Below are 20761 nucleotides of genomic sequence, written 5' to 3'. Positions count from 1 at the left end.
GTCGATGTCGGCCCTGCCAGGGCCCCAGGTCAGCGCACGGCCTTGCGGACGTACGCGGCGCACTCCTTGCGCAGGCTCGCCCAGGACTGACCGAAGATCTCCTCGGTGGTCTGCGCCGGTGGCCGCAGGTCGTACACCACCGCCTTGAAGAAGGCGAAGGCCCGCTCCTCGCCGAAGCGGTCGACCAGATGCCGGAAGGCGAGGTACGCGATCCCGTAGTTGCCCGCAACCTGCTCGTGGGGTGCGTCGTCGGCGGGCATGAGCTTGTCCAGCTTGCCGTTCCAGTCGTCCTGCACCAGCCGTCGGGTGGGCACCAGCCCCTCGTACCGCGCGACCGACTGGCCGTCGGCACCGGCGTGCTCCGCCAGCCCCTCGATCAGCCACCAGGCCGAGTTGTCCCAGTAGTCCTTGTCGGGCAGCGAGGCGGTGTGGGCCAGCTCGTGGCGGAGCAGCTCGTCGAGCCCGGGACCGTAGTCGAGCGTCTCGGGCGCCAGCACCACCTCGTGGTGCCCGCCGCCGACGTTGATTGCGTACCCCGCGCCCCATTCCGGTTGGTCACCGCCGTACCACCGTTCCCACTCCTTGCGCCCGGCGTAGAAGACGCGGTACAGGTCGGGTGCCGTGCCGGTCACGACGTAGGTGTCCGCCACCTTCGCCGCCGCCTCGGCCCGCTTCAGCAGGCCCGGCAACCGGTCGCGGTGGGCCGGCGTGCTGGCCACCATCACCCGCTTCCCGACCAGAACGGCCAGCTTGCTGACCTCCCAGGGCAAAGCACCGGGCTGGCCGTTGTAGCGGCCGTTGACGGTTGCTGAGGACTTCGACTTGAGCAGGGTGAGCAGCCGGGGTTCCGCACCGTCGCGCCACCGGGTCTCGACCACCATCGGGCTCGGTTGACAGTTCGGTACGACGAAGCAGTACCGGAACTCGATCGACACCCGCCACTCGCCCGCCCGACCCGCGGAGGTGGGCAGGCCACTCGGCCGCCCCTGCCAGTGCGTGACCCGTAGGGCCCTGAGCGCGTCGAACCGACGACGCAGCTCGGGGCGTACCGCCGTGGCCGCGATCGCGGCGAACGCTGACCGGTCACCACCGAGCAGGGCGGCGGCCTGCTTGTCGAGTTGCGCGGTGATCCGTTCGGCGACCTGTCGGGCGGCGGCCGTGGTCGGGTTCTCCGTCGGCGAGGCGGCGGTCGCCGGCTCACCGACCTCGACATCGGACGCTCCGCCGGCCAGCAGCACCACCGGAACGCCGACACTCAGGGTCAGCAGCGCCGCGACCATGGCGGTCCACAGTGGCCACCGTCGACGTCGCCGGCTTTCGGTCTCCGGACCGGCGGGCGGCCCCTCCACCGCCGGAGCAGACGCCGGCTCCGCCGTATCCCCTTCCGGTGTCGCACCGGTCGGCGCTGGCTGATCGCTGCCCACAGGGCCCCCGTGATCCACCGGCGAAGGGTACGGCCTGCGGTGGCGCCGACGGAAGGGCGATCGACCGACGCCGTCCCGGTCGGTACGTTCAGGCAGGACCGGGCGTCCTCGATTCGGGCCAGGACGAGAACGCCACGCCCAACGCGGCGATCATCTGGTCGAAGGAACGGTCGAGTTCCCGGGGCAACCCGAAGCCACCGGCCGCCTCCAGTGCGACGAAGCCGTGCACGGCCGCGCGGAACATCCGGACTCCGTCCACCGCGGCGTCGCCGTGGATGCCGTACCCCCGCAGAATGGCGTAGACCACGCCGACCGCCCGCTCCCCGGCGGCCAGGTGCGCCGGGTCGGCCGGATCCGGTACCCGCTGGGTGGCCGGATAGCGGCCGGGGTGCCGCCGGGCGTACGAGCGGTAGGCAGCGGCGACGGACCGCAGCGCGTCCTCGCCGCTACGGCCGGCGGCGGCCGTGGTCATCTCGTCGGCGATCTCGGCGGTGGCCAGCGCGGACAGTTGCTGCGTGAGCGCCTCGACGCCCTTGATGTGCTTGTAGAGGCTCGGCAGCGCCACGCCGAGCCGGTTCGCCAACGCGGCGAGGGTGAGCCGGTGGTATCCGACCTCGTCGACGAGCCGGGCCGCCTCGCGCACCACCACCTGCGCGTTGAGCCCGGCCCTAGGCACGGTTCGCCGCCGCCAGGAAGCCGACCAGTTCCGCCGCCATCGCCTCCGGACGGTCGGCGTGCGGATAGTGCCCGGCGTCGGTGATCATCCGTGCCTCGGCGACCGGGAACAGCCGCCGGGCGGCCCGCGCCTCGGCGCCCGGGTCCGGGAAGTCGGGGTCCTTCGTGCCCATCAGCACCAGCACCGGCTGGCGCACCTGCGGGGCGCGGGTGGTCCAGTGCGGCCGCACCGGATGGATCACTCCGCGCACGGGCGCCATCCGGCCGGGGCGGCGCAGCGCCGCCACCAGCTGCCGGCGGTACTGCGCGTCGTCGGTCGGCCGGTGCACGGGAAAGAGCGTGCGGTGGAACAGGCCGAACAGCCGTGGACTGCGCAGCACCACGGTCTGCGCCAGCCGCAGGAAGGGGTTGAGCCTCGGCTGGTTGACGAACGCGCCGACCAGCACGATCCCGTTGACCAGGTCCGGCGCGTCGGCGGCGGCGAAGACCACGGCCGCGGCGCTCGACGAGTTGCCCACCAGGACGGCCGGTCCGCCGCCCAGCTCACGAACCACCGCGAGCAGGTCGCCGCCCACCTCCACCGGCGCGTACGAGGGCCAGTCGGCGCTGGAGTCGCCGTGCCCGCGTACGTCGACCGAGGCGACCTGGTAGCCCGATGCCACCAGCAGCGGAATCAGATGCCGGTAGGAGCCGCGGTTCTCCCCCATGCCGTGCGCGAGCACCACCAGCGGCCCCTGCCCGTGCACCTCGTACGCGATCCGGCCCGCGGCACGCTCCACCCAGCTAGTTATCATAGCCAGAAGGCTAATGGCATTAGCCAACAACGTCAAGGATGCGCCCCGCACCGCCGGACCCTGTCGACCGGCGGTGCGGCCACGGACGAGGACTACTTCCTGGAGCTGAGCGCGCGGGCGAAGAACGCCAGGTTGGCGGGACGCTCGGCGAGCCGGCGCATCAGATAGCCGTACCAGTCGTCGCCGTAGGGCACGTAGGTGCGCACCGTGTAACCCTCGCCGACCAGGCGGGCCTGCTCCTCGGGGCGGATGCCGTACAGCATCTGGAACTCGAAGCGGTCGGGGTCACGGTCGAACCAGCGTGCCCGGTCCTCACCGATCGCGATCAGGCGTGGGTCGTGGGTGGCCAGCATCGGATAGCCGTCCCCGGACATCAGAATGTTGAGGCACCGGACGTAGGACTTGTCGACCTCGCGGGCGGACTGGTACGCCACCGACTCCGGCTCCCGGTACGCGCCCTTGCACAGCCGCACCCGCGACCCGGCCGACGCCAGCTCGCGACAGTCGGACTCGGTGCGCCGCAGGTAGGCCTGCAGCACCGCGCCGGTCGACGGGTGGTCCTTGCGGAGCTTGGTCAGGATGTCCAGGGTCGAGTCGGTGGTGGTGTGGTCCTCCATGTCCAGGGTGACCGTGGTGCCCGCCGCCTCGGCGGCAGCGCAGATCGCCCGGGCGTTGTCGTACGCGAGCTGCTCGTCGAACGCCTGGCCCAGCGCGGAGAGCTTCACACTCACCTCGGCGGCGGGCGTCAGCTTCGCCTCGGCGAGCATCCGCAGCAACGTGAGGTACTCGTCCCGGGTGGCGTTGGCCTGTTCACCGGTGACGGTGTCCTCGCCGAGATTGTCGAGGGTGACCGCGAGACCGTCGTCGACGAGTTCGCGGGTCGCGCGCAACGCGTCGTCGGTCTTGGCGCCGGCGACGAACCGGCGGACGACGTCCCGGGAGAACGGGGCCGTCGCGACGAGCCGCTCGACCCGGGTTGACCGGGAGGCGGCGAGGATGACGGAACGGAGCATGAGCCGAGCGTAACGCCCACCCGACCGCCAGGTACCTTCCCCGTCACCCCCCGGCCCGGGGCGGACGGGATGGCGTTCATCGGTTACAACCATGTCGTGGAACAACGCCCTCGCCGCCGACTCCGATCGGCCTCCGTGCAGCTTGGCGCCATCACCGCGCTGGCGCTCGCCCTCTCCGGCTGCAACATGACCTCCGACGACGACGATGACGACTGCGCCCTCGGCCCGGCCGGCGGCGGGGAGACGGTGGCCCTGGCCCTGCGGGTGCCGGCCCCCGCCGCCGAGACCGGCGCCGGCCGTGCCGCGCCCGAGCCGGTCGGCGCGGCCGTGCCCGAGCGCGGCGGCTTCGGCACCCACCTCGCCTCCTGCGGCGGCTAGGCGTGCGTCGCGAGACGACCACACCCCGCCCCGACTGGGACACCACCATCCGGGAGCAGGGCCTGGTCTACGTCGACACGGAACTGCCCGACGGCGGGGTGATGTCGTACTGGGACGAGACCGCCACGTACGCCTTCGAGCTGGACGAGGTGCTGCGGCTGGAGGAGGCCACCGAGGAGCTGCACCGCATGTCGGTGGCCGCCGCCGAACACGTGGTGGCGCGTAACCGGTACGCCGATTTCGGCATCCCGGCGTGGGCGGCCGAGGCGGTCGCCCGCTCGCTGCGGGAGACGCCGCCGACCCTCTACGGCCGCTTCGACCTCTGGTACGACGGCAGCTGGCCGCCGAAGCTGCTGGAGTACAACGCCGACACCCCGACCGCCCTGGTCGAGGCGAGCATCATCCAGTGGTACTGGCTGGAGCACACCCGACCGGACCTGGACCAGTGGAACAGCCTGCACGAGCGGCTCGTGGGCAGCTGGGCGAAGATCGGCGCCGAGCTGTACGACCGGCGGGTGCACGTGGTCTGGTCGAACGAGGAGGAGACCGGCGAGGACCACATGACCGCCGGCTACCTGGCCGAGACCGCCCGCCAGGCGGGGCTGGACGTCGAACTCCTGCCGATCCAGGATCTCGGCTGGGACGGCCGGCGTTTCATCGACACCGACGACCGCCCGGTCACCACCTGTTTCAAGCTCTACCCGTGGGAGTGGATGCTCGCCGAGCCGTACGGCCCACTGGCGCTGCGGCCGGGCACCCCGACCACCTGGATCGAGCCGGCCTGGAAGCTGCTGTTGTCCAACAAAGCGCTGCTGGCCGTGCTGTGGGAGTTGTACCCGGGGCACGAGTTGCTGCTGCCGGCGTACCTCGACTCGCCGCGCGGCATGTCCGAGTACGTCGCCAAGCCGCTGCTCGGTCGGGAGGGCGCCGCGGTGCGGATCGTCACCCCCGGTGGCGAGATCAACAATCCGGGCGACTACGGCGACGAGGGCTACTGCTACCAGGAGTTCCGGGCGCTGCCCGAATTCGCCGGGAGCCGTCTGGTGCTGGGCAGTTGGACAGTCGACGGGGAGTCGGCGGGTGCCGGGCTGCGGGAGAGCGCGAGCCTGATCACCGACGGCTACGCGCGGTTCCTGCCGCACTACATCGACGCGCCACGCCCGCAGTGAGTCGTCTACCGTTGGGGCGTGAACTTCGACGCGTACGCCCGGACCGGGGTTGACCTCGTCAACGCGCGCCTGGACGATCTCGACGATCTGCGCGCCATCTTCTGCGACGACCAGGAGTGGATGCGCGACGAGGTCGCGGAACGGGACCTGCCGACCTTCCGGCGCGCGCAGAAGCGGCTGCGTGACGTCTTCGAGTACGGCACCTCGGGGCGCGACGCCGAGGCGGTGAGCGAGCTGAACTCCCTGCTGGAGGCGTTCCCGGTGCAGCCGCGCATCTCGGGGCACGACTCCAGCGACTGGCACATGCACGTGACCAGCCGGGGTGCCTCGGTCAGTTCGGAATATCTGGCCGGCGCGGTGTGGGGCCTGTCGGTGTGGCTGTGCGAGTACGGCAGCGCCCGATTCGGCGTCTGCGCCGACGACCGCTGCGGCAACGTCTACCTGGACACCTCGTCGAACTGCTGCCGGCGGTTCTGCTCGGAGCGCTGCGCCACCCGCTCACACGTGGCCGCGCACCGGGCCCGCAAGCGGGCCGCCGTGCCCAGCCAGCCGGACCCGCTGGCGCCGGTTCCCTGACCTGCGATCACGGGCCGTCCCGGCCCGTTTCTCAGGCGTCGACCGGTGACGGCGTGCTGAGGTGCTGCCGGGCGAAGGCCAGCGCCTCGCGCAGGTCCGCCTCACGGACCTGCCGGCTCTTCGCGCCCCGGGTGGTCACCTCCACCGCCACCGAACCGGAGAAGCCCCGCCCGGCAAGCGAGCGCAGCAGCTCGGCGCAGGGCTGGTTGCCGCGCCCCGGCACCAGGTGCTCGTCGCGTCCCTCGCCGGTGCCGTCGCCGAGATGCACGTGGGCCAGACCGTCGCCCATCCGGTCGGCCATCGCCAAGGCGTCGCTGTGCGAGGCCGCGCAGTGCGACAGATCCAGGGTGTACGAGGCGTAGCCGGCTTCGGTGGGATCCCAACCAGGCACGTACGGGACGAACTGGCGGCCGGCCATCCGTACCGGATACATGTTCTCCACCGCGAACCGGAGGCCGCCGAACTCGCCGGCCACCCGATCGAGCCCCTCGGCGAAGCCGCGTGCGTACTCCCGCTGCCAGGTGAACGGCGGGTGCACCACGACGGTCGGCGCCTCCAACGTCTCGGCCAGCACCGCCGCCCGGCGCAGCCGCTCCCACGGGTCGGGGCTCCACACCCGCTGCGTGACAAGCAGACACGGTGCATGCACGGAGAGTACCGGCACTCCGTAGTGATCGGACAGCCCGCGCAGTGCGCCCGCATCCTGGCTGACCGCGTCGGTCCACACCATCACCTCAAGGCCGTCGTAACCGTGCGTGGCGGCCAGCTGAAACGCCGCCGCGGTCCGCTCAGGGAAGACCGAGGAACTGGACAGGAGCACCGGGACGCGGGAAGTCACGCCATCGAGGGTAGCCGGGATGCGGTCGGGCATCATGACGAGAACCGGCAAAACAGACAGCCGGGACGATCAGCATCACACCGGAGTCAGTCGATCCAGTCGGCTGAGGATCACACCCTCCCGCAGCGCCCACGGACAGACGTCGAGCGCGTCGATCCCGAGTCGACGCATCACCGACTCGGCGACGACGGCACCGGCCAGCAGTTGGTGGGCGCGCCCCGCGCTGACCCCCTCCAGCTCGACAAGCTGCGCGGGCGGGATGTGCCGGATGAACCCGAGCACCTGTCGCAGCCCGGACCGGGTGAGCCGGCGGCGGGCCCAGAGCCCGGCCCCGCTGGGTGCCGCACCGGCGAGCCGGGCCAGCGTACGGAACGTCTTGGAGGTCGCCACCGACCGTTCCCACCCCACCTCGGTCATCCGCTCGACCACCGGATCGAGGTGGGCGTCGACGTACTCCCGCAACTGCTCCACCGTCTCCGGCGCGGGCGGGGCGGTGCTGTCCGGATCCACGTCGAGCCGGTCCCGGGTCAGCCGACCGGCACCCAGCGGCAGCGACACCGCGACGTCCGGATCCTCGTCGATACCGGCCGCGATCTCCAGCGAGCCGCCACCGATGTCCAGCACCAGCAGCCGCCCGGCGGACCAACCGAACCACCGCCGGACCGCGAGGAAGGTCATCCGCGCCTCGTCGGCGCCGGAGAGCACCTCCAGCCGTACGCCGGTGGAGTCCCGCACCCGGGTCAGCACCTCCGCCGCGTTCGTGGCGTCGCGTACCGCGGAGGTGGCGAAGGCGATCAGGTCGTCGACCTCCAGACCGGCGGCTGACGTACGCGCCGCCTCCACCGCCGTGACCAGGGCGTCGGCGCCGGCCTCGCGAAGGGCGCCGTCCGGTCCGATCTGCTCGGCGAGACGCAGCACCGCCTTCTCCGAGTGCGCCGGCCACGGGTGCGCGCCACGGTGGGCGTCGACCACCAGCAGGTGCACCGTGTTGGAACCGACGTCGAGGACACCCAGTCGCATGGGAGAACCCTAGGCCCACCCGGTTCGCGCCACTCGGCGACCTGCCCGCCGCACCACGCGTACGCTGGCCGGGTGACAGGGCAGATCGAACTCCGTGTGCTGGTGGACGACCCGGCCGACCCGCGCAGCCGGGAGGTGCCGCTGGACTTCCCCCGGGAGTGGATCGAGTTCGTCGACCCGGCGGACGAACGACACCTGATCCGGGCCGACCTCACCTGGTTGCTGTCCCGGTGGACCTGCATCTTCGGCAAGGGCTGCCACGGCATCATCGCCGGCCGGGCGGCCGACGGCTGCTGCTCGCACGGTGCGTTCTTCACCGACTCGGACGACGAGTCGCGGGTACGCGCCGCGGCGAAGCGGCTGACCCCGCAGACCTGGCAGCACTATCGGCGTGGGTTCAAGAACTGGACGGCGAACGACACCGTCGACGGCAAGACACCGGCCCGGCGTACCGCCACCCGCGATGCCGACGGGCCCTGCGTCTTCCTCAACGACGCGGACTTCCCGGGCGGTGGCGGCTGTGCACTGCACGCCCAGGCGTTGCGCGACGGGGCGCATCCGCTGGAGTACAAGCCGGATGTGTGCTGGCAGCTGCCGGTCCGCCGGGACCAGGAGTGGGTGAAGCGCCCGGACAACACGAAGGTGCTGGTGTCCACGCTTGCCGAGTTCGACCGGCGCGGCTGGGGTGCCGGCGGGCACGACCTCGACTGGTGGTGCACCTCCTCCACCGACGCGCACGTCGGTGCCGACCCGATGTACCTGTCGTACGCCCCGGAGCTGACCGCGCTCGTCGGCGAGCCCGCGTACGCGAAACTGGCCGAACTGTGCGCGGCGCGGACCCGGCAGGGCCTCGTCGCCCCGCACCCGGCCGACGGCGCCTGACGCGCGGGCGTCACGCGGAGTCCACCCGCCGGTCGGCCTGGCCACGCGCCGAGGCAAACAAGCTCTCACACCGGGTAACCATCCGCATCCGACCCGACCAACCCCCTCGCCGCCTTTGCTCTGCTTACCTATACGCACAGGTAGCTCTGCGTGGTCGGCGTTGCGCACGTCAGCCGCGAAGCGACCACATAAGTCCTGGTCAGCGAGTTGTGCGTATACGTAAGCAGAGCAAAGGAGCGGAACAGAGCACTGGGTAGGCGGCTGTGCGGTTACGCAACGCAACTACACCAGGTCGTGACAGGCCGTCATCAACGACGGCGGTCAGGAGCGGGTACGGCCGGTCCGATCAGGGCTCGAACTTGTAGCCGAGACCGCGCACCGTGACGATGTGGCGCGGGGTGGAGGGCTCCGGTTCGATCTTCGAGCGCAGCCGCTTCACGTGCACGTCGAGCGTCTTCGTGTCACCGACGTAGTCGGCACCCCAGACGCGGTCGATCAACTGGCCCCGGGTGAGCACCCGACCCGCGTTGCGGAGCAACAGTTCGAGCAGCTCGAACTCCTTGAGCGGCAACTGCACCGCACCGCCGTCGACGGTCACCACGTGCCGCTCGATGTCCATCCGGACCGGACCGGCGGCCAGCGTCGGCGCGCCCGACTCGGGCGCCTCCGGGCTCTGCCGGCGCAGCACCGCGCGGATCCGGGCGACCAGCTCCCGGGGCGAGTACGGCTTGGTCACGTAGTCGTCGGCCCCGATCTCCAGGCCGACCACCTTGTCGATCTCACTGTCCCGAGCGGTGACCATGATGATCGGCACGTGCGAGCGCTGGCGCAGCTGCCGGCAGACCTCGGTACCGGACATCTCCGGCAGCATCAGGTCGAGCAGGACGATGTCGGCGCCGGTCCGGTCGAACTCGGTGAGGGCCGACGTCCCCGTGGCGGCCACGGAGACCTCGAACCCCTCCTTGCGGAGCATGTACGACAGTGCGTCCGAGAACGACTCCTCGTCCTCGACCACCAGAACGCGACTCAACGGCGTTTCCTTTCATCGGTCGGACCGGGCGGGCGCCCAGCCTGATCCAGGTGCGGTTCAGACCTGCCGGAGCTCGGCCGGACCGGCCTCGATCCCAGCAGGTGGCAGTGTCGCCAGCAGGTCGTCCGGCGGACGGGCGGGCAGCCGGAGAGTGAACGTCGACCCACCACCAAGAGTGCTCGCCACCTCCACCCGGCCGCCATGGTTGCTCGCGATGTGCTTGACGATCGCCAGCCCGAGGCCGGTGCCGCCGGTCGCTCGCGACCGCGCCTGGTCGGCCCGGTAGAACCGTTCGAAGATGCGGTCGACGTCGGTGGGGGCGATGCCGATGCCCTGGTCGGTGACGGCGATCTCCACCTGCTCCCCGGCGGTCCGGGCGGCGATCCGAACCGTGGTGTCCTCGCCGGAGTAGTTCAGGGCGTTCTCCACCAGATTCGCCACCGCCGTGGCGAGCTGGTTGTCGCTGCCGTAAACGGTCAGGCCCCGCTCCGCCTCGACGGTCACCTCGATCCGGCGGGCCGCGGCGGCGGTCCGGGTGCGGTCGATCACCTCGGAGATCACCCAGTCCACCGCGACCGGCTCGGGAGCCGGCTGCGGTTCGGCGCCCTGAAGCCGGGTCAACTCCAGCAGCTCCTGCACCAGCCGCCCCAACCGGGTCGACTCGTGCTGGATCCGCTCGGCGAACCGCCGGGCGGCGACCAGGTCCTCGGAGAGATCCGGCCGACCCTCACCGGCCGGCTCGGTGGCGTCCAGCAGCGCCTCGGCGAGCAACTGCAACGCACCGATCGGAGTCTTCAGTTCGTGGCTGACGTTGGCCACGAAGTCGCGGCGTACCCGGGCCAACCGGTGTGACTCGGTCACGTCGGCCGCTTCCACCGCGATGTAGCCGTTGCCCAGTCCCATCGCCCGCAGGTGCACGCCGAGCGGGTTCTCTCCGGCGTTGTCGCGGCCCCGGGGCAGGTCGAGCTCGATCTCGCGCCGCACACCGGTGCGCCGTACCTGCCCCGCCAGGGTACGGACCAGCGGATGCGCCATGATCGAACCTGGTCGGCCACCGGTCCGCAGCAGCCCCATCGCCCGCGCGGCCGGATTGACAAGTACGGGCACATCGTCCGCGTCGAGCACCACGACTCCCGCGCGCAGCGAATCGATCGCGCGGCGGCCGAGCCCGACCTGCACTTCGTCGACGATCGCGAGCCTCCCCTTGCCGAACGGGACCATGCGGGACAACCAAAGGCCGGCGACCACCCCGACCACCAGGGCCGCCGCCACACCCACCGTCACCGCCCACGTCACTCGGCGATCGTAGGGTCATTGTTAACCTGGCTATCGCCCAGAACAGGACGAAGCACTCTCACTTCCGGGAAAGTTCACCCGCGCGTCCGGCGCAGTTCATCAGCGTTCACCTCCGGTCCGCCCGGGAGTCATAGCTTGGCGGGCGTACCTGCGCGAACACCCGCCGGCGGGATCGCCGGCCCCGATGGACAGGACGTGAGAATGCGCGACGAGTTCCGGGCCGAACTTGAGGCCGTCAGCCAACTGCTTGTCGAGATGGCCGAGGGAGTTCGGGCGGCGCTGCGACAGGCGACCCGGGCCCTGCTCACCGCCGATCGCCGGGCGGCCGAGTCCGTCATCGAGCGGGACGAGGAGATCGACGGACTGTACCGTCAGGTGGAGGAGCGGGTCTGCGACCTGCTGGCCCGCCAGGCACCGGTCGCCTCCGACCTACGCGCCATGATCACCGCGCTGCACGTGGCCGCCGATCTGGAACGGATGGGTGACCTGGCCGACCACGTCGCCAAGACCGCGTTACGCCGGCACCCGTCCCCGGCCGTGCCGGCCGAGTTGCGTCCGGTCTTCACGGACATGGCCGGCATCGCCGACCGGATGGCCGAGAAGATCGCCTCGGTGCTGGCCCACCCCGACGCCGATCTCGCCGCCGAGCTGGACCGCGACGACGACGCCATGGACGAGCTGCACAAGGGGTTGTTCGGGGTGCTGCTCGGCGCGGACTGGCCGTACGGCGTGGAGACCGCCATCGACGCCACCCTGCTGGGTCGTTTCTACGAGCGCTTCGCCGACCACGCCGTCAACAGCGCCGAACACGTGGTCTACCTGATCACCGGCGAACCGGTCACCTCCCCCTGAGGCGCGAGGAAGGGCCCCCGGTCAACGCAGGGGGCCCTTCCGACAATCGGGCTCGGCCGGCTCAGCGGCCCTGGTTGGCCACGGCGGCGGCAGCCTCCTTGGCGGCCTCCGGGTCGAGGTAGGTCCCGCCCAGCGTCTGGGGACGCAGCAGCGGGTCCAGGTCGTAGCGGAGCGGAATCCCGGTGGGGATGTTGAGCTTCGCGATCGCCTCGTCACTGATCTGGTCCAGGTGCTTGACCAGCGCCCGCAGCGAGTTGCCGTGCGCGGCCACCAGCACCGTGCGGCCGGCCAGGATGTCCGGCACGACCGAGTCGTACCAGTACGGCAGCATCCGCTCGACGACGTCCTTCAGACACTCGGTACGCGGCATCAGCTCGGTCGGCAGCAACGCGTACCGCGGGTCGCCGACCTGCGACCACTCGTCGTCGTCCGCGATCGGCGGCGGCGGGGTGTCGTACGAGCGACGCCAGAGCATGAACTGCTCCTCGCCGTACTCATCCAGGGTCTGCTTCTTGTTCTTGCCCTGCAACGCGCCGTAGTGGCGCTCGTTGAGCCGCCACGACCGGCGCACCGCGATCCAGTGCCGGTCGGCGGCGTTCAACGCCAACTCGGCGGTCCGGATGGCGCGGCGCAGCACACTGGTGTGCACCACGTCCGGCAGCAGGCCGTGCTCGCGCAGCAGCTCGCCGCCGCGACGCGCCTCGTCCTCCCCCTTCGCGGTCAGGTCGACGTCGACCCAGCCGGTGAAGAGGTTCTTGGCGTTCCAGTCGCTCTCGCCGTGGCGCAGCAGGACCAGCGTCCCGACGGTGGGTCCCTCGCTAGCTGTCATGCCGATCATCCTGCCGCAACCCGCTGGGGCACGCGCGCGAAGGGTGGTGACGACCAACACGTGGAAATGCGGGTGACCTTGATTCCGGCACACCACTAGGTTGGTAAGGATCCAATAGATCATCAGGCATTACGGAAACGGGGGCGCCGGCGTGCGCGCGATACGGGGTTGGTTCCGGGACACCACGGGTGGGCTACCGAGGACCTTCTGGTACCTCTGGACGGGCACGCTGATCAATCGACTCGGCTCGTTCGTCCTGGTCTTCCTCGCCATCTACCTGACCCAGGAACGCGGCTTCTCCGCCTCGCAGGCCGGTCTGGTGCTCGGCGCCTGGGGCGTCGGCGGTGCGGTCGGCACCACCGCCGGCGGCACCCTGACCGACCGGTGGGGTCGCCGGCCGACCCTGCTCACCGCCCATCTCGGCGCCGCGACGATGATGCTCGCCCTGGGCTTCGCGCGTGACCTGTGGACGGTCGCGGCGGGCGCGTTGCTGCTCGGCCTCTTCGCCGAGGCGGCCCGCCCGGCGTTCGGTGCCATGATGATCGACGTGGTGCCGGAGCGGGACCGGCTGCGGGCCTTCTCGCTCAACTACTGGGCGATCAACCTCGGGTTCGCCTGCGCCGCCGTGCTGGCCGGGTTCGCCGCGCAGGCCGGTTACCTGCTGCTCTTCGTGGTCAATGCGGCCACCACCGTGGTCACCGCGCTGATCATCTTCGTGAAGGTCAAGGAGACCCGGACGATCACCGTCGGCATGCCACGCGGCGGCGTGCCGGCGAAAGCCCTGCGGACCATCCTGACCGACCGGGTGTACCTCGGCTTCGTCGCCCTGAACCTGCTCGGGGCGCTGGTCTTCCTTCAGCACATCTCGATGCTGCCGATCGCGATGGCCGACTCCGGCCTGAGCCCCGCCACGTACGGGTCGGTGATCGCACTCAACGGCGTGCTGATCGTGGCCGGTCAACTCTTCGTGCCTCGGCTGATCAAGGGACGCAGCCGGTCACACGTGCTCGCCCTGGCCGCGGTGGTGATGGGCGTGGGCTTCGGGTTGACCGCGTTCGCCGAGGTCGCCTGGTTCTACGCCGTCACGGTGCTGATCTGGACCCTCGGCGAGATGCTCAACTCGCCGTCCAACGCCACCCTCATCGCCGAGCTCTCCCCCGCCGAACTACGCGGTCGCTACCAGGGCGTCTTCTCGCTCTCCTGGCAACTGGCCGGAGCGGCGGCGCCGATCCTCGGCGGGCTGGTGCGGGAGCAGGCCGGCAACGCGACTCTCTGGGCCGGCTGCGCCGTGATCGGTCTGGTGATGGCGGTGGGCCACCTGCTGTCCGGACCGGCGCGGGAGCGGCGTGCCGTCGCCCTGCGTACCGCCGGTGCGGCCCCCGTGGTGACGGTGCAGTCGACCGCACCGCAGCCCGCCGCACCGCAGGCCGCCGAGCCGGTGGCCACCTCGCGGGGGTGAGCCGCGCCACCCGGCGCCGCTCCGGTCCGGCGATCCGGGCAAGATCTGTTAGGTGTCCGAACAGAATGGGAAGGTCGCGCGGCACGACCCGCCGCAGGTCGGGGCGCTTCGTCGCTGGCTGACCGACACCGCGGGTGGGTTACCCGCCACCTTCTGGTTTCTCTGGGCCGGCCTGCTGATCAACAAGGCCGGCGCGTTCGCGATGCTCTTCCTGTCGCTCTACCTGACCGCCGCCCGGGGGGCCAGCGAGTCGCTGGCCGGCGTGGTGGTCGGCGCGTACGGCGCGGGTGGTGCGGCCGGGGTGCTGCTCGGTGGGGTGCTGGCCGACCGGTGGGGCCGACGCTCGACCCTGGTGGCGGCGCACGTGGTCACCGCCGCCCTGATGGTCGCCCTGGCCCTCAGCCAGCACCTCGGCGTGATCGCGGCGCTCGCCCTGTTGGTCGGGGTGACGCACTCCATGCCGAGCCCGGCCTTCGTCGCCGCGATCGTCGACGTGGTGCCCGAGCATCGCCGGTCCCGCGCCTTCAACCTGCAGTTCTGGGCCTTCAACCTCGGCATGGCCGTCGCCTCGATGCTGGCCGGTCTGCTGGCGGAGGCCAGCTACGTGGCCCTCTTCCTGGTCGACGCCGTCGCCACGGTGGCCACCGCCGCGCTCATCGCCTGGAAGGTCCCGGAAACCCTGGCCCGTCGGCAACCGGGGGCGAATCCGGTCGTCGGCGCCCGAGGTCCGCGTCGTCCCGGCCTGCACACCGCGTTGACCGACCGGCACTTCCTGGTCTTCGTCGGACTGACCTTCGTGCTGGCCGTCCTGACCATGCAGGCGTCGACGATCATGCCGCTGGCCATGCGTGCCGACGGATTGGGGCCGTCGTCGTACGGCGCGGTGGTGGCTCTCGGTGGCGTCCTGATCGTGCTCGGGCAGCTCTTCGTACCCCGGCTGATCGACCGTCACCGGAAGGCTCACGTGTTGGCCCTGTCGACGGCGTTGCTCGCCGTCGGCTTCGGCGCGCTCGCCATCGCCGACCACCTCGCGTTCTACCTGGGCGCCTGCGTGGTCTGGACGGTCGGCTCGATGCTGGCCGCGCCACCCAACGCACAGATCAACGCGGACCTGGCACCACCGGCACTGCGGGCCCGCTACCAGTCGGTGTTCTACCTGGCCTTCCCGGCGGCGTCGTTCCTCGCGCCGACGCTCGGCGGCTTCAGCCTGCAACGGTGGGGCGACGGGCACTGGCTGCTGGTCGGCGCGCTGGGTCTGCTGGCCGCCGGTGTGCACCTGCTCGCCGGGCCGTCACGGGAACGCCGCGTGGCCACCCTGCGGCGCCAGGTGGAACCGGCCGAGGCGTCGCTGGCCGGGCAGGCGTGAAGACGCGTCATGCCCGGCACGGACCGTGCCGGGCATGTCACGTCGTACGACCGGCGGCGGCGGGCGACACTCACCCCCGTAAGCGACGCCCGCTCGCGCCGCCGGTCAAACAGGTGGGCCACCGTCCCCCAACGGTGTCGGTCCACCCGTCCCCCGCGCCTCGCCCGGTTGTCCAGATCTGATCGATCCGCCGCTCCCCCGAACGGTTCCGAGCGTGGCACGGTGCAATAAAGTTAGTGGGGCCCGACCTCGCGATTCAACCTGAGCGACTGTCTCGCCCGTCACAGCGCGATCCCTTTCGAGACGGCGCTTAGGCCCTCGGTCAAGGCCAACTGCGGGTACCCGAGCGCTATTCCCGCAAACCTCTCACCCGTCCTCCCGATCGGGTGACTCGGTGCGGAAAAAGTTGCTCGGCCGGCCGTCCCGCATCTGCTCCTGATAGATCAGATTCAGCCGACGCAGGTCGAAGGTGTGGAACCACTCGTCCCAGGTGATCTCGCGGATCCGGCTGCTCTCCCGGTAACCCGGAATGTTGAACGTCAGCACCCCGGCCCGGCCCTCGCGCTCGGTACCGCTGATCGTCGCCGGTTTGGCTCCCCGCTCCCGGGCCCACCGTCGGATGACGTCGTGGTTGGTGGTGACCAGGCTGCGGCCGGGGCGTTCCGGCCGGTCCTGGAGGGAGGAGATCACCTGCGACGACCGGACCGACCGGGACGTCGAGCGCCCGGTACGCACCGCGCCACCACGGGCCGGCCGGGCCTCGGCCGGCCGGCGGGTTGGTGCCGCCTTGCGGGCGCGGGTGGCCCCACCGGCCGTCGTGCCGCTCGGGGCCGACCCGCGCGGCGTCGACTTCCGCGCGCCCGCCGTGCTCTTTCGCGCCGTACCCGTCGTGGACCTGCGTGCCGCACTCGTCGTCTTGCGGGCCGTGCCGGCGGTCGACTTGGCCGCCGCGCCGGTCGCCTTCCGCCCCGGCGCGGCCCGTTTCGCCGGCGCCGCCTTGGCCCGCCCCGACGCGGTACGGCCCGACGCCGCCTGTTTCGCACCGGAGCTCTTCGTGGCGCCGGCCCGGCCGGCCGGACCGCTGCTGCGGCGCCCGGCGCCACTGGACCGCAACGTCTTCGTCAGTGTCTTCACCAGTTCCGGCTTCCGCAGGGCGGAGATGCCGGAGACCCCGTGCCGCCGCAGCTGTCCCCGAATGTCGTCGACCCGCATCCGGGCGATCTCCGACTCGGAGATCCTCGGCGTGTTCGGGGTCTGGTTGCCACCCTGCCGTTTGGTCCTGGTCGCGGTCCCGCCGCGACCCGAGCTGCTTCGCTGAGCCATGGACGCTCACGCTCCTCGCCACTCGCCGTCTCGGCGCGGCGGGTCCCAACGCCGCACCGCGCGCTGCGGCTTACCCGTCAGGAGCGGTCCGAACCTCCGGCGGTCGGCGGAGTCGACCGGGCCCCCGCCGAGGGCTCGAACAGGTGCGCGAAGGCTGCCAGGTTGGCGGTCGACTCACCCCGCTTCACCCGCCACTCCCACTCGCGGCGGATCGAGCTGCCGAACCCGATCTCCAGCATCGTGTCGAAGGACTCGTCGGCGTAGGTCAGTACCGCGCCGAGCAGCCGGTCCAGCTCGTCGGCGTCGACCGCGTCCGGGTTCACCCGACCGGTGAGGTAGACGTCGCCGACCGCGTCGATGGAGAACGACACGGCGTACATCTTGGCGTTGCGCTGCAACAACCAGGCCCACAGCTCCTCGCGCCGCTCGTCCGGCTGGCGCATCACGAACGCCTCGACCCGCAGCGCGTGCTCGCCGACGATCAGGTTGCAGATCGTCTTGAGCTTGTGCGTACCGGGCAGGGTCACCGCGTACGACCCGGGGCCGGTGGACTCGCAGGCGAGTTCCCGCTCCGCGCAGACGGACTCGATAAGTGCCCCGAGGTCGCTCATCCGGCCAACTCTACGGCGACCAGCACCGCACCGCCCGGGCACCGTTGTGGTCCGGCGCTGTCCGGTGGCACGTGGCCCGGCGCGAGCGGGCCCGTCTCGGCGTCAACAGCGGGAGGCGGTGAGTTCGGCGGTGAGGCCGGCCCGGTGGTCGGCGACCGCCTCACCGTAGACGGCGAGCAGGCCGGCGGCGGTGCGGTGCCAGGAGAAATCCCGGGCGTGCCGGGCGGCGCCGACGGACAACTCGGCCCGGCGGGCCCGGTCGGGCAGCAGGCGGGCCAGCGCAGCCGCCCAGTCCGCCGGGTCGTGTCCGCGCACCAGCACCCCGCTGACCTGGTCGCGCACCGTGGTGACCAGTCCGCCGACGGCCGCGGCCACCACCGGCGTACCGCACGCCTGGGCCTCCAGCGCGACCAGGCCGAAGGATTCGTTGTACGACGGCACCGCGACCAGGTCGGCCGCCTGGTAGAGCAGGGGCAGTTCCGCTCCGGTACGCGGGGGCAGGAAGTGCACCCGGTCGGTGACACCGAGCGAGGCGGCCAGCTCGATCAGCGCGGTGGGCCGGTCCAGCCCGGTGCCGCTGGGGCCGCCGCAGATCACCACCGCGACCTCACGGGCCAGCTCGGGATCCCGGGCCCGCAGGGCGGCGATCGCCCGGACGAGCACGTCGGGTGCCTTCAGCGGCTGGATCCGGCCGACGAACGCGACCAGGTGGCCACGGGTCGGCAGGCCCAGCCGGATCCGGGCGGCGGTCCTGGCGGTCTCCCGGTCGCCGGCTGGGGGACGAAACCGTTCCAGGTCCACACCGGGCTCGACCACGGTGACCCGCGTCGGGTCCGCGTCGTACCGGCCGATCAGGTCCCGCGCCTCGACCCGGGTGTTCGCGACCAGCCGGTCGGCCTCCGCGACCACCTGTTCCTCACCGATCACACGCGCCTTGGGCTCCGGCCGGTCACCGGCGGCCAGCTGCGCGTTCTTCACCTTGGCCAGGGTGTGCGCGGTGTGCACCAGCGGCACCCCCCAACGGTCCTTGGCCAGCCAGCCCACCTGGCCGGAGAGCCAGTAGTGGGAGTGGATGAGGTCGTAGTGGCCCGGCGGGCGGGCCGCCTCGGCGCGCAGCACGCCCGCGGTGAACGCGCACAGCTGGCCGGGCAGCTCCTCCTTGGTCAGGCCTTCGAGCGGGCCGGCCATCACGTGCCGGACGTGCACGCCTGGGGCCACCTCCACCACCGGCGGCAGGTCACCCGAGGTGGCCCGGGTGAAGATCTCGACCTCGACGTTCGCCTCGGCCAACCGCCGCGAGACCTCAAGGATGTAGACGTTCATGCCGCCCGCGTCCCCGGTGCCCGGCTGGTGCAGCGGTGAGGTGTGCACCGACAGGGTCGCGATCCGCCGGGGTCGCGGCCACGGCAGGGAACCCCGCTGACGCCCGACACCGGTGTGCTCTTCCGCCACGTCCGCTCCCTTTGCCACGGTTGATGCCGTCCCCGCACGACCGGCGCTCCTGCGTAAACACGCCACGCCGGATGTCATCTTCCCGATCGGCGGCGGGAAATACGTCGGGCAGGGTCTTGGGCGTGACCGACCTCATGGCGACCGCGCCGCCGGCGGTCGCACGGCGGGGAGCGAGAATGGCCGGATGAGTCGTGTCGCGATCGTCACCGGAGCGTCCAGCGGGATCGGCGCCGCCACCGCGCGGCGGCTCGCGGGCGAGGGTTTCCACGTGCTCGCCGCGGCGCGGCGTACCGACCGGCTTGTCGAACTGGTCGAGGAGATCACCGCCACCGGCGGCTCCGCCACCGCGGTGAGCTGTGACGTCACCTCCGACGAGTCGGTGGCCGGCCTCGCCCGGGCCGCGCAGCAGGCCGGCGGGCCGGTGACGGTCCTGGTGAACAACGCCGGTGGCGCACGCGGGCTGGACCCGGTGGAGTCCGGCGCGGTCGGTGACTGGCAGTGGATGTACGACGTCAACGTGCTCGGCACGCTGCGGGTCACCCAGGCGCTGCTGCCGATGCTGGAGGCCTCGGGGGCGGGCACGATCGTCGTCGTCTCGTCGACCGCCGGCTTCACCGTGTACGAGGGCGGGGGCGGCTACACCGCGGCGAAGCACGCGCAGACGGCGGTCGCCGGCACGTTGCGGCTGGAGCTGTGCGGGCGCCCGGTGCGGGTGATCGAGATCGACCCGGGCATGGTGAAGACCGACGAGTTCTCGTTGACCCGCTTCGGCGGGGACGTCGAGCGGGCGGAGGCGGTCTACGCCGGTGTCGCCGAGCCGCTGCTCGCCGAGGATGTCGCCGACTGCATCGCCTGGTGCGCCACCCGCCCGCACCACGTCAACGTGGACCGGCTCGTGGTCCGGCCGCTGGCCCAGGCCGCCCAGCACAAGGTGCACCGGACGGGCTGATGGTGGTGCCGGCGTCCCGGCCGCTCGGCGTGGTCACCAGGGGTACCACCGGGCCCAACCGGCTGCGGCGGGTGGACAACTGGATCGTGGAGACCTGCGCCGACCCGCTGCGCGCCGCACCGGACCCCCTCGTGGTGGACCTCGGCTACGGTGCGGCCCCGGTGACGGCGGTGGAGCTGCGGGCCCGGCTCGCCGCACGCGTCCGCGCCGACGTGCGGGTGGTCGGGCTGGAGATCGATCCGGTACGCGTCGCCGACGCGCAGCCCGCCGCCGACCCGCCCGGGCTCACCTTCGCCCGGGGCGGCTTCGAACTGGCCGGTCTGCGTCCCGCCCTGGTCCGCGCGCTGAACGTGCTACGCCAGTACGACGAGAGCGAGGTGGCTGGCGCGTGGGCCACGATGTGCGCCGGCCTGGCCCCGGGCGGCCTGCTGGTGGAGGGGACCTGTGACGAGTTGGGACGCCTCGCCGGCTGGGTGCTGCTCGATGCCGACGGCCCACGCTCGCTGACCCTGGCCGCCCGGCTGGCGACCCTGGCGAGTCCGGCCGAGTTGGCCGAGCGGTTGCCGAAGGCGCTGATCCACCGCAACGTGCCGGGTGAGCGGATCCACGACCTGATCCGGGCCCTGGACGACGCCTGGCACGCCGCCGCCGGCTACGTCCCCTTCGGCCCCCGCCAACGCTGGCTGCACACCGTCTCCGCCGTCCGCGCCCAGGGCTGGCCCGTCCTCGACCGCCCTCGCCACTGGCGCCACGGCCGCCTCACCCTCCCCTGGCCCGCAGTCTCCCCCACCCCGTTCCACCCCCCACCGCGCTGATCATGAAGTT

At 71.7% G+C, this 20761-nt stretch carries 21 protein-coding genes; 9 read left to right on the top strand and 12 right to left on the bottom strand.

Annotation, left to right across the window (positions count from 1 at the left end; genetic code table 11):
- Window positions 1–29: 29 nt before the first annotated feature.
- The 4 genes from O3597_RS28375 to O3597_RS28360 all read right to left on the bottom strand — a co-directional run bounded on the left by O3597_RS28375 (window position 30) and on the right by O3597_RS28360 (window position 3906).
- Entirely contained in the window at window positions 30–1280 is a 1251-nt protein-coding gene (locus tag O3597_RS28375) for a M1 family metallopeptidase (RefSeq protein ID WP_164448475.1), read from the bottom strand.
- A 232-nt stretch (window positions 1281–1512) separates the two neighbouring features.
- A complete protein-coding gene (locus tag O3597_RS28370; protein WP_281602930.1) occupies window positions 1513–2100 on the bottom strand; it encodes a TetR/AcrR family transcriptional regulator in 588 nt (195 codons plus the stop codon).
- Window positions 2093–2878 carry an alpha/beta fold hydrolase gene (locus O3597_RS28365; protein ID WP_281602929.1) on the bottom strand — a complete coding sequence of 262 codons (786 nt, stop codon included), beginning with the start codon at window positions 2876–2878 and terminating at the stop codon, window positions 2093–2095. Before O3597_RS28365 ends, O3597_RS28370 begins: the two co-directional genes overlap by 8 nt.
- Before the next feature lie 107 nt (window positions 2879–2985).
- Window positions 2986–3906: a proline dehydrogenase family protein gene (locus O3597_RS28360; RefSeq protein WP_164448478.1), complete on the bottom strand. Its 921-nt coding sequence runs from the start codon at window positions 3904–3906 to the stop codon at window positions 2986–2988.
- 135 nt (window positions 3907–4041) lie between these two features.
- Between O3597_RS28360 and O3597_RS28355 the strand changes: the two genes are divergently transcribed.
- From O3597_RS28355 to O3597_RS28345, 3 genes are read left to right on the top strand one after another with little or no spacing between them, the layout of a single operon-like run.
- A complete protein-coding gene (locus O3597_RS28355; RefSeq protein ID WP_164448479.1) occupies window positions 4042–4284 on the top strand; it encodes a hypothetical protein in 243 nt (80 codons plus the stop codon).
- A gap of 2 nt (window positions 4285–4286) precedes the next feature.
- Window positions 4287–5453 carry a glutathionylspermidine synthase family protein gene (locus O3597_RS28350; protein WP_281602928.1) on the top strand — a complete coding sequence of 389 codons (1167 nt, stop codon included), beginning with the start codon at window positions 4287–4289 and terminating at the stop codon, window positions 5451–5453.
- 18 nt (window positions 5454–5471) lie between these two features.
- On the top strand, window positions 5472–6029 hold the full coding sequence (locus O3597_RS28345) for a CGNR zinc finger domain-containing protein (RefSeq protein WP_164448481.1): 558 nt from the start codon (window positions 5472–5474) through the stop codon (window positions 6027–6029).
- A gap of 31 nt (window positions 6030–6060) precedes the next feature.
- Here O3597_RS28345 and O3597_RS28340 read toward each other — a convergent pair whose 3' ends face one another.
- Together O3597_RS28340 and O3597_RS28335 are read right to left on the bottom strand one after the other, a co-directional pair.
- The gene (locus O3597_RS28340; RefSeq protein ID WP_269738400.1) at window positions 6061–6867 is read right to left on the bottom strand and encodes a sugar phosphate isomerase/epimerase; all 807 of its coding nucleotides are present in this window, start codon (window positions 6865–6867) and stop codon (window positions 6061–6063) included.
- 75 nt (window positions 6868–6942) lie between these two features.
- Window positions 6943–7887, bottom strand: coding sequence for a Ppx/GppA phosphatase family protein (locus O3597_RS28335; RefSeq protein ID WP_164448482.1), 945 nt, complete (start codon window positions 7885–7887; stop codon window positions 6943–6945).
- A 72-nt stretch (window positions 7888–7959) separates the two neighbouring features.
- On the opposite strand from O3597_RS28335, the gene O3597_RS28330 reads away from it, so the two are divergent.
- Complete coding sequence (locus tag O3597_RS28330; RefSeq protein WP_164448483.1) at window positions 7960–8769, top strand: hypothetical protein; 810 nt, start codon at window positions 7960–7962, stop codon at window positions 8767–8769.
- A 346-nt stretch (window positions 8770–9115) separates the two neighbouring features.
- On the opposite strand, the gene O3597_RS28325 is transcribed toward O3597_RS28330, so the two are convergent.
- Both O3597_RS28325 and O3597_RS28320 read right to left on the bottom strand, forming a co-directional pair.
- Window positions 9116–9799, bottom strand: coding sequence for a response regulator transcription factor (locus O3597_RS28325; protein ID WP_093403456.1), 684 nt, complete (start codon window positions 9797–9799; stop codon window positions 9116–9118).
- Between the two features lie 57 nt (window positions 9800–9856).
- Window positions 9857–11020, bottom strand: coding sequence for an ATP-binding protein (locus O3597_RS28320; RefSeq protein ID WP_281604659.1), 1164 nt, complete (start codon window positions 11018–11020; stop codon window positions 9857–9859).
- Window positions 11021–11296: 276 nt separating this feature from the next.
- Here O3597_RS28320 and phoU point away from each other — a divergent pair, with 276 nt between their 5' ends.
- Window positions 11297–11947, top strand: a complete 651-nt coding sequence (gene phoU / locus O3597_RS28315; protein ID WP_281604658.1) for a phosphate signaling complex protein PhoU — start codon at window positions 11297–11299, stop codon at window positions 11945–11947.
- 61 nt (window positions 11948–12008) lie between these two features.
- Here the strand turns inward: phoU and O3597_RS28310 are convergent, their stop codons facing one another.
- On the bottom strand, window positions 12009–12776 hold the full coding sequence (locus tag O3597_RS28310) for a phosphoglyceromutase (RefSeq protein WP_164448484.1): 768 nt from the start codon (window positions 12774–12776) through the stop codon (window positions 12009–12011).
- 151 nt (window positions 12777–12927) lie between these two features.
- Between O3597_RS28310 and O3597_RS28305 the strand changes: the two genes are divergently transcribed.
- Together O3597_RS28305 and O3597_RS28300 are read left to right on the top strand one after the other, a co-directional pair.
- Window positions 12928–14235 carry an MFS transporter gene (locus O3597_RS28305; protein ID WP_164448485.1) on the top strand — a complete coding sequence of 436 codons (1308 nt, stop codon included), beginning with the start codon at window positions 12928–12930 and terminating at the stop codon, window positions 14233–14235.
- Window positions 14236–14287: 52 nt separating this feature from the next.
- Window positions 14288–15601, top strand: a complete 1314-nt coding sequence (locus O3597_RS28300) for an MFS transporter (RefSeq protein ID WP_281602927.1) — start codon at window positions 14288–14290, stop codon at window positions 15599–15601.
- Window positions 15602–15967: 366 nt separating this feature from the next.
- Here O3597_RS28300 and O3597_RS28295 read toward each other — a convergent pair whose 3' ends face one another.
- The 3 genes from O3597_RS28295 to mshA all read right to left on the bottom strand — a co-directional run bounded on the left by O3597_RS28295 (window position 15968) and on the right by mshA (window position 18987).
- Window positions 15968–16813 (bottom strand): hypothetical protein, encoded by an 846-nt coding sequence (locus O3597_RS28295; RefSeq protein WP_281604657.1) that lies wholly within the window; start codon window positions 16811–16813, stop codon window positions 15968–15970.
- A gap of 188 nt (window positions 16814–17001) precedes the next feature.
- Window positions 17002–17535 (bottom strand): YbjN domain-containing protein, encoded by a 534-nt coding sequence (locus O3597_RS28290; protein ID WP_164448487.1) that lies wholly within the window; start codon window positions 17533–17535, stop codon window positions 17002–17004.
- Between the two features lie 102 nt (window positions 17536–17637).
- Entirely contained in the window at window positions 17638–18987 is a 1350-nt protein-coding gene (mshA, locus tag O3597_RS28285; RefSeq protein WP_281602926.1) for a D-inositol-3-phosphate glycosyltransferase, read from the bottom strand.
- Window positions 18988–19171: 184 nt separating this feature from the next.
- Between mshA and O3597_RS28280 the strand changes: the two genes are divergently transcribed.
- Window positions 19172–19936 (top strand): SDR family oxidoreductase, encoded by a 765-nt coding sequence (locus O3597_RS28280; protein WP_281602925.1) that lies wholly within the window; start codon window positions 19172–19174, stop codon window positions 19934–19936.
- Window positions 19936–20751, top strand: a complete 816-nt coding sequence (locus O3597_RS28275) for a class I SAM-dependent methyltransferase (protein WP_281602924.1) — start codon at window positions 19936–19938, stop codon at window positions 20749–20751. Before O3597_RS28280 ends, O3597_RS28275 begins: the two co-directional genes overlap by 1 nt.
- The last annotated feature ends 10 nt before the right edge of the window (window positions 20752–20761 follow it).

This window comes from Verrucosispora sp. WMMA2044 (genome assembly GCF_027497155.1).
GTDB classification, from domain to species: domain Bacteria; phylum Actinomycetota; class Actinomycetes; order Mycobacteriales; family Micromonosporaceae; genus Micromonospora; species Micromonospora palythoicola.
Note: the sequence above shows the minus strand (reverse complement) of the source record. Positions and strands in the feature narration are given on the sequence as shown.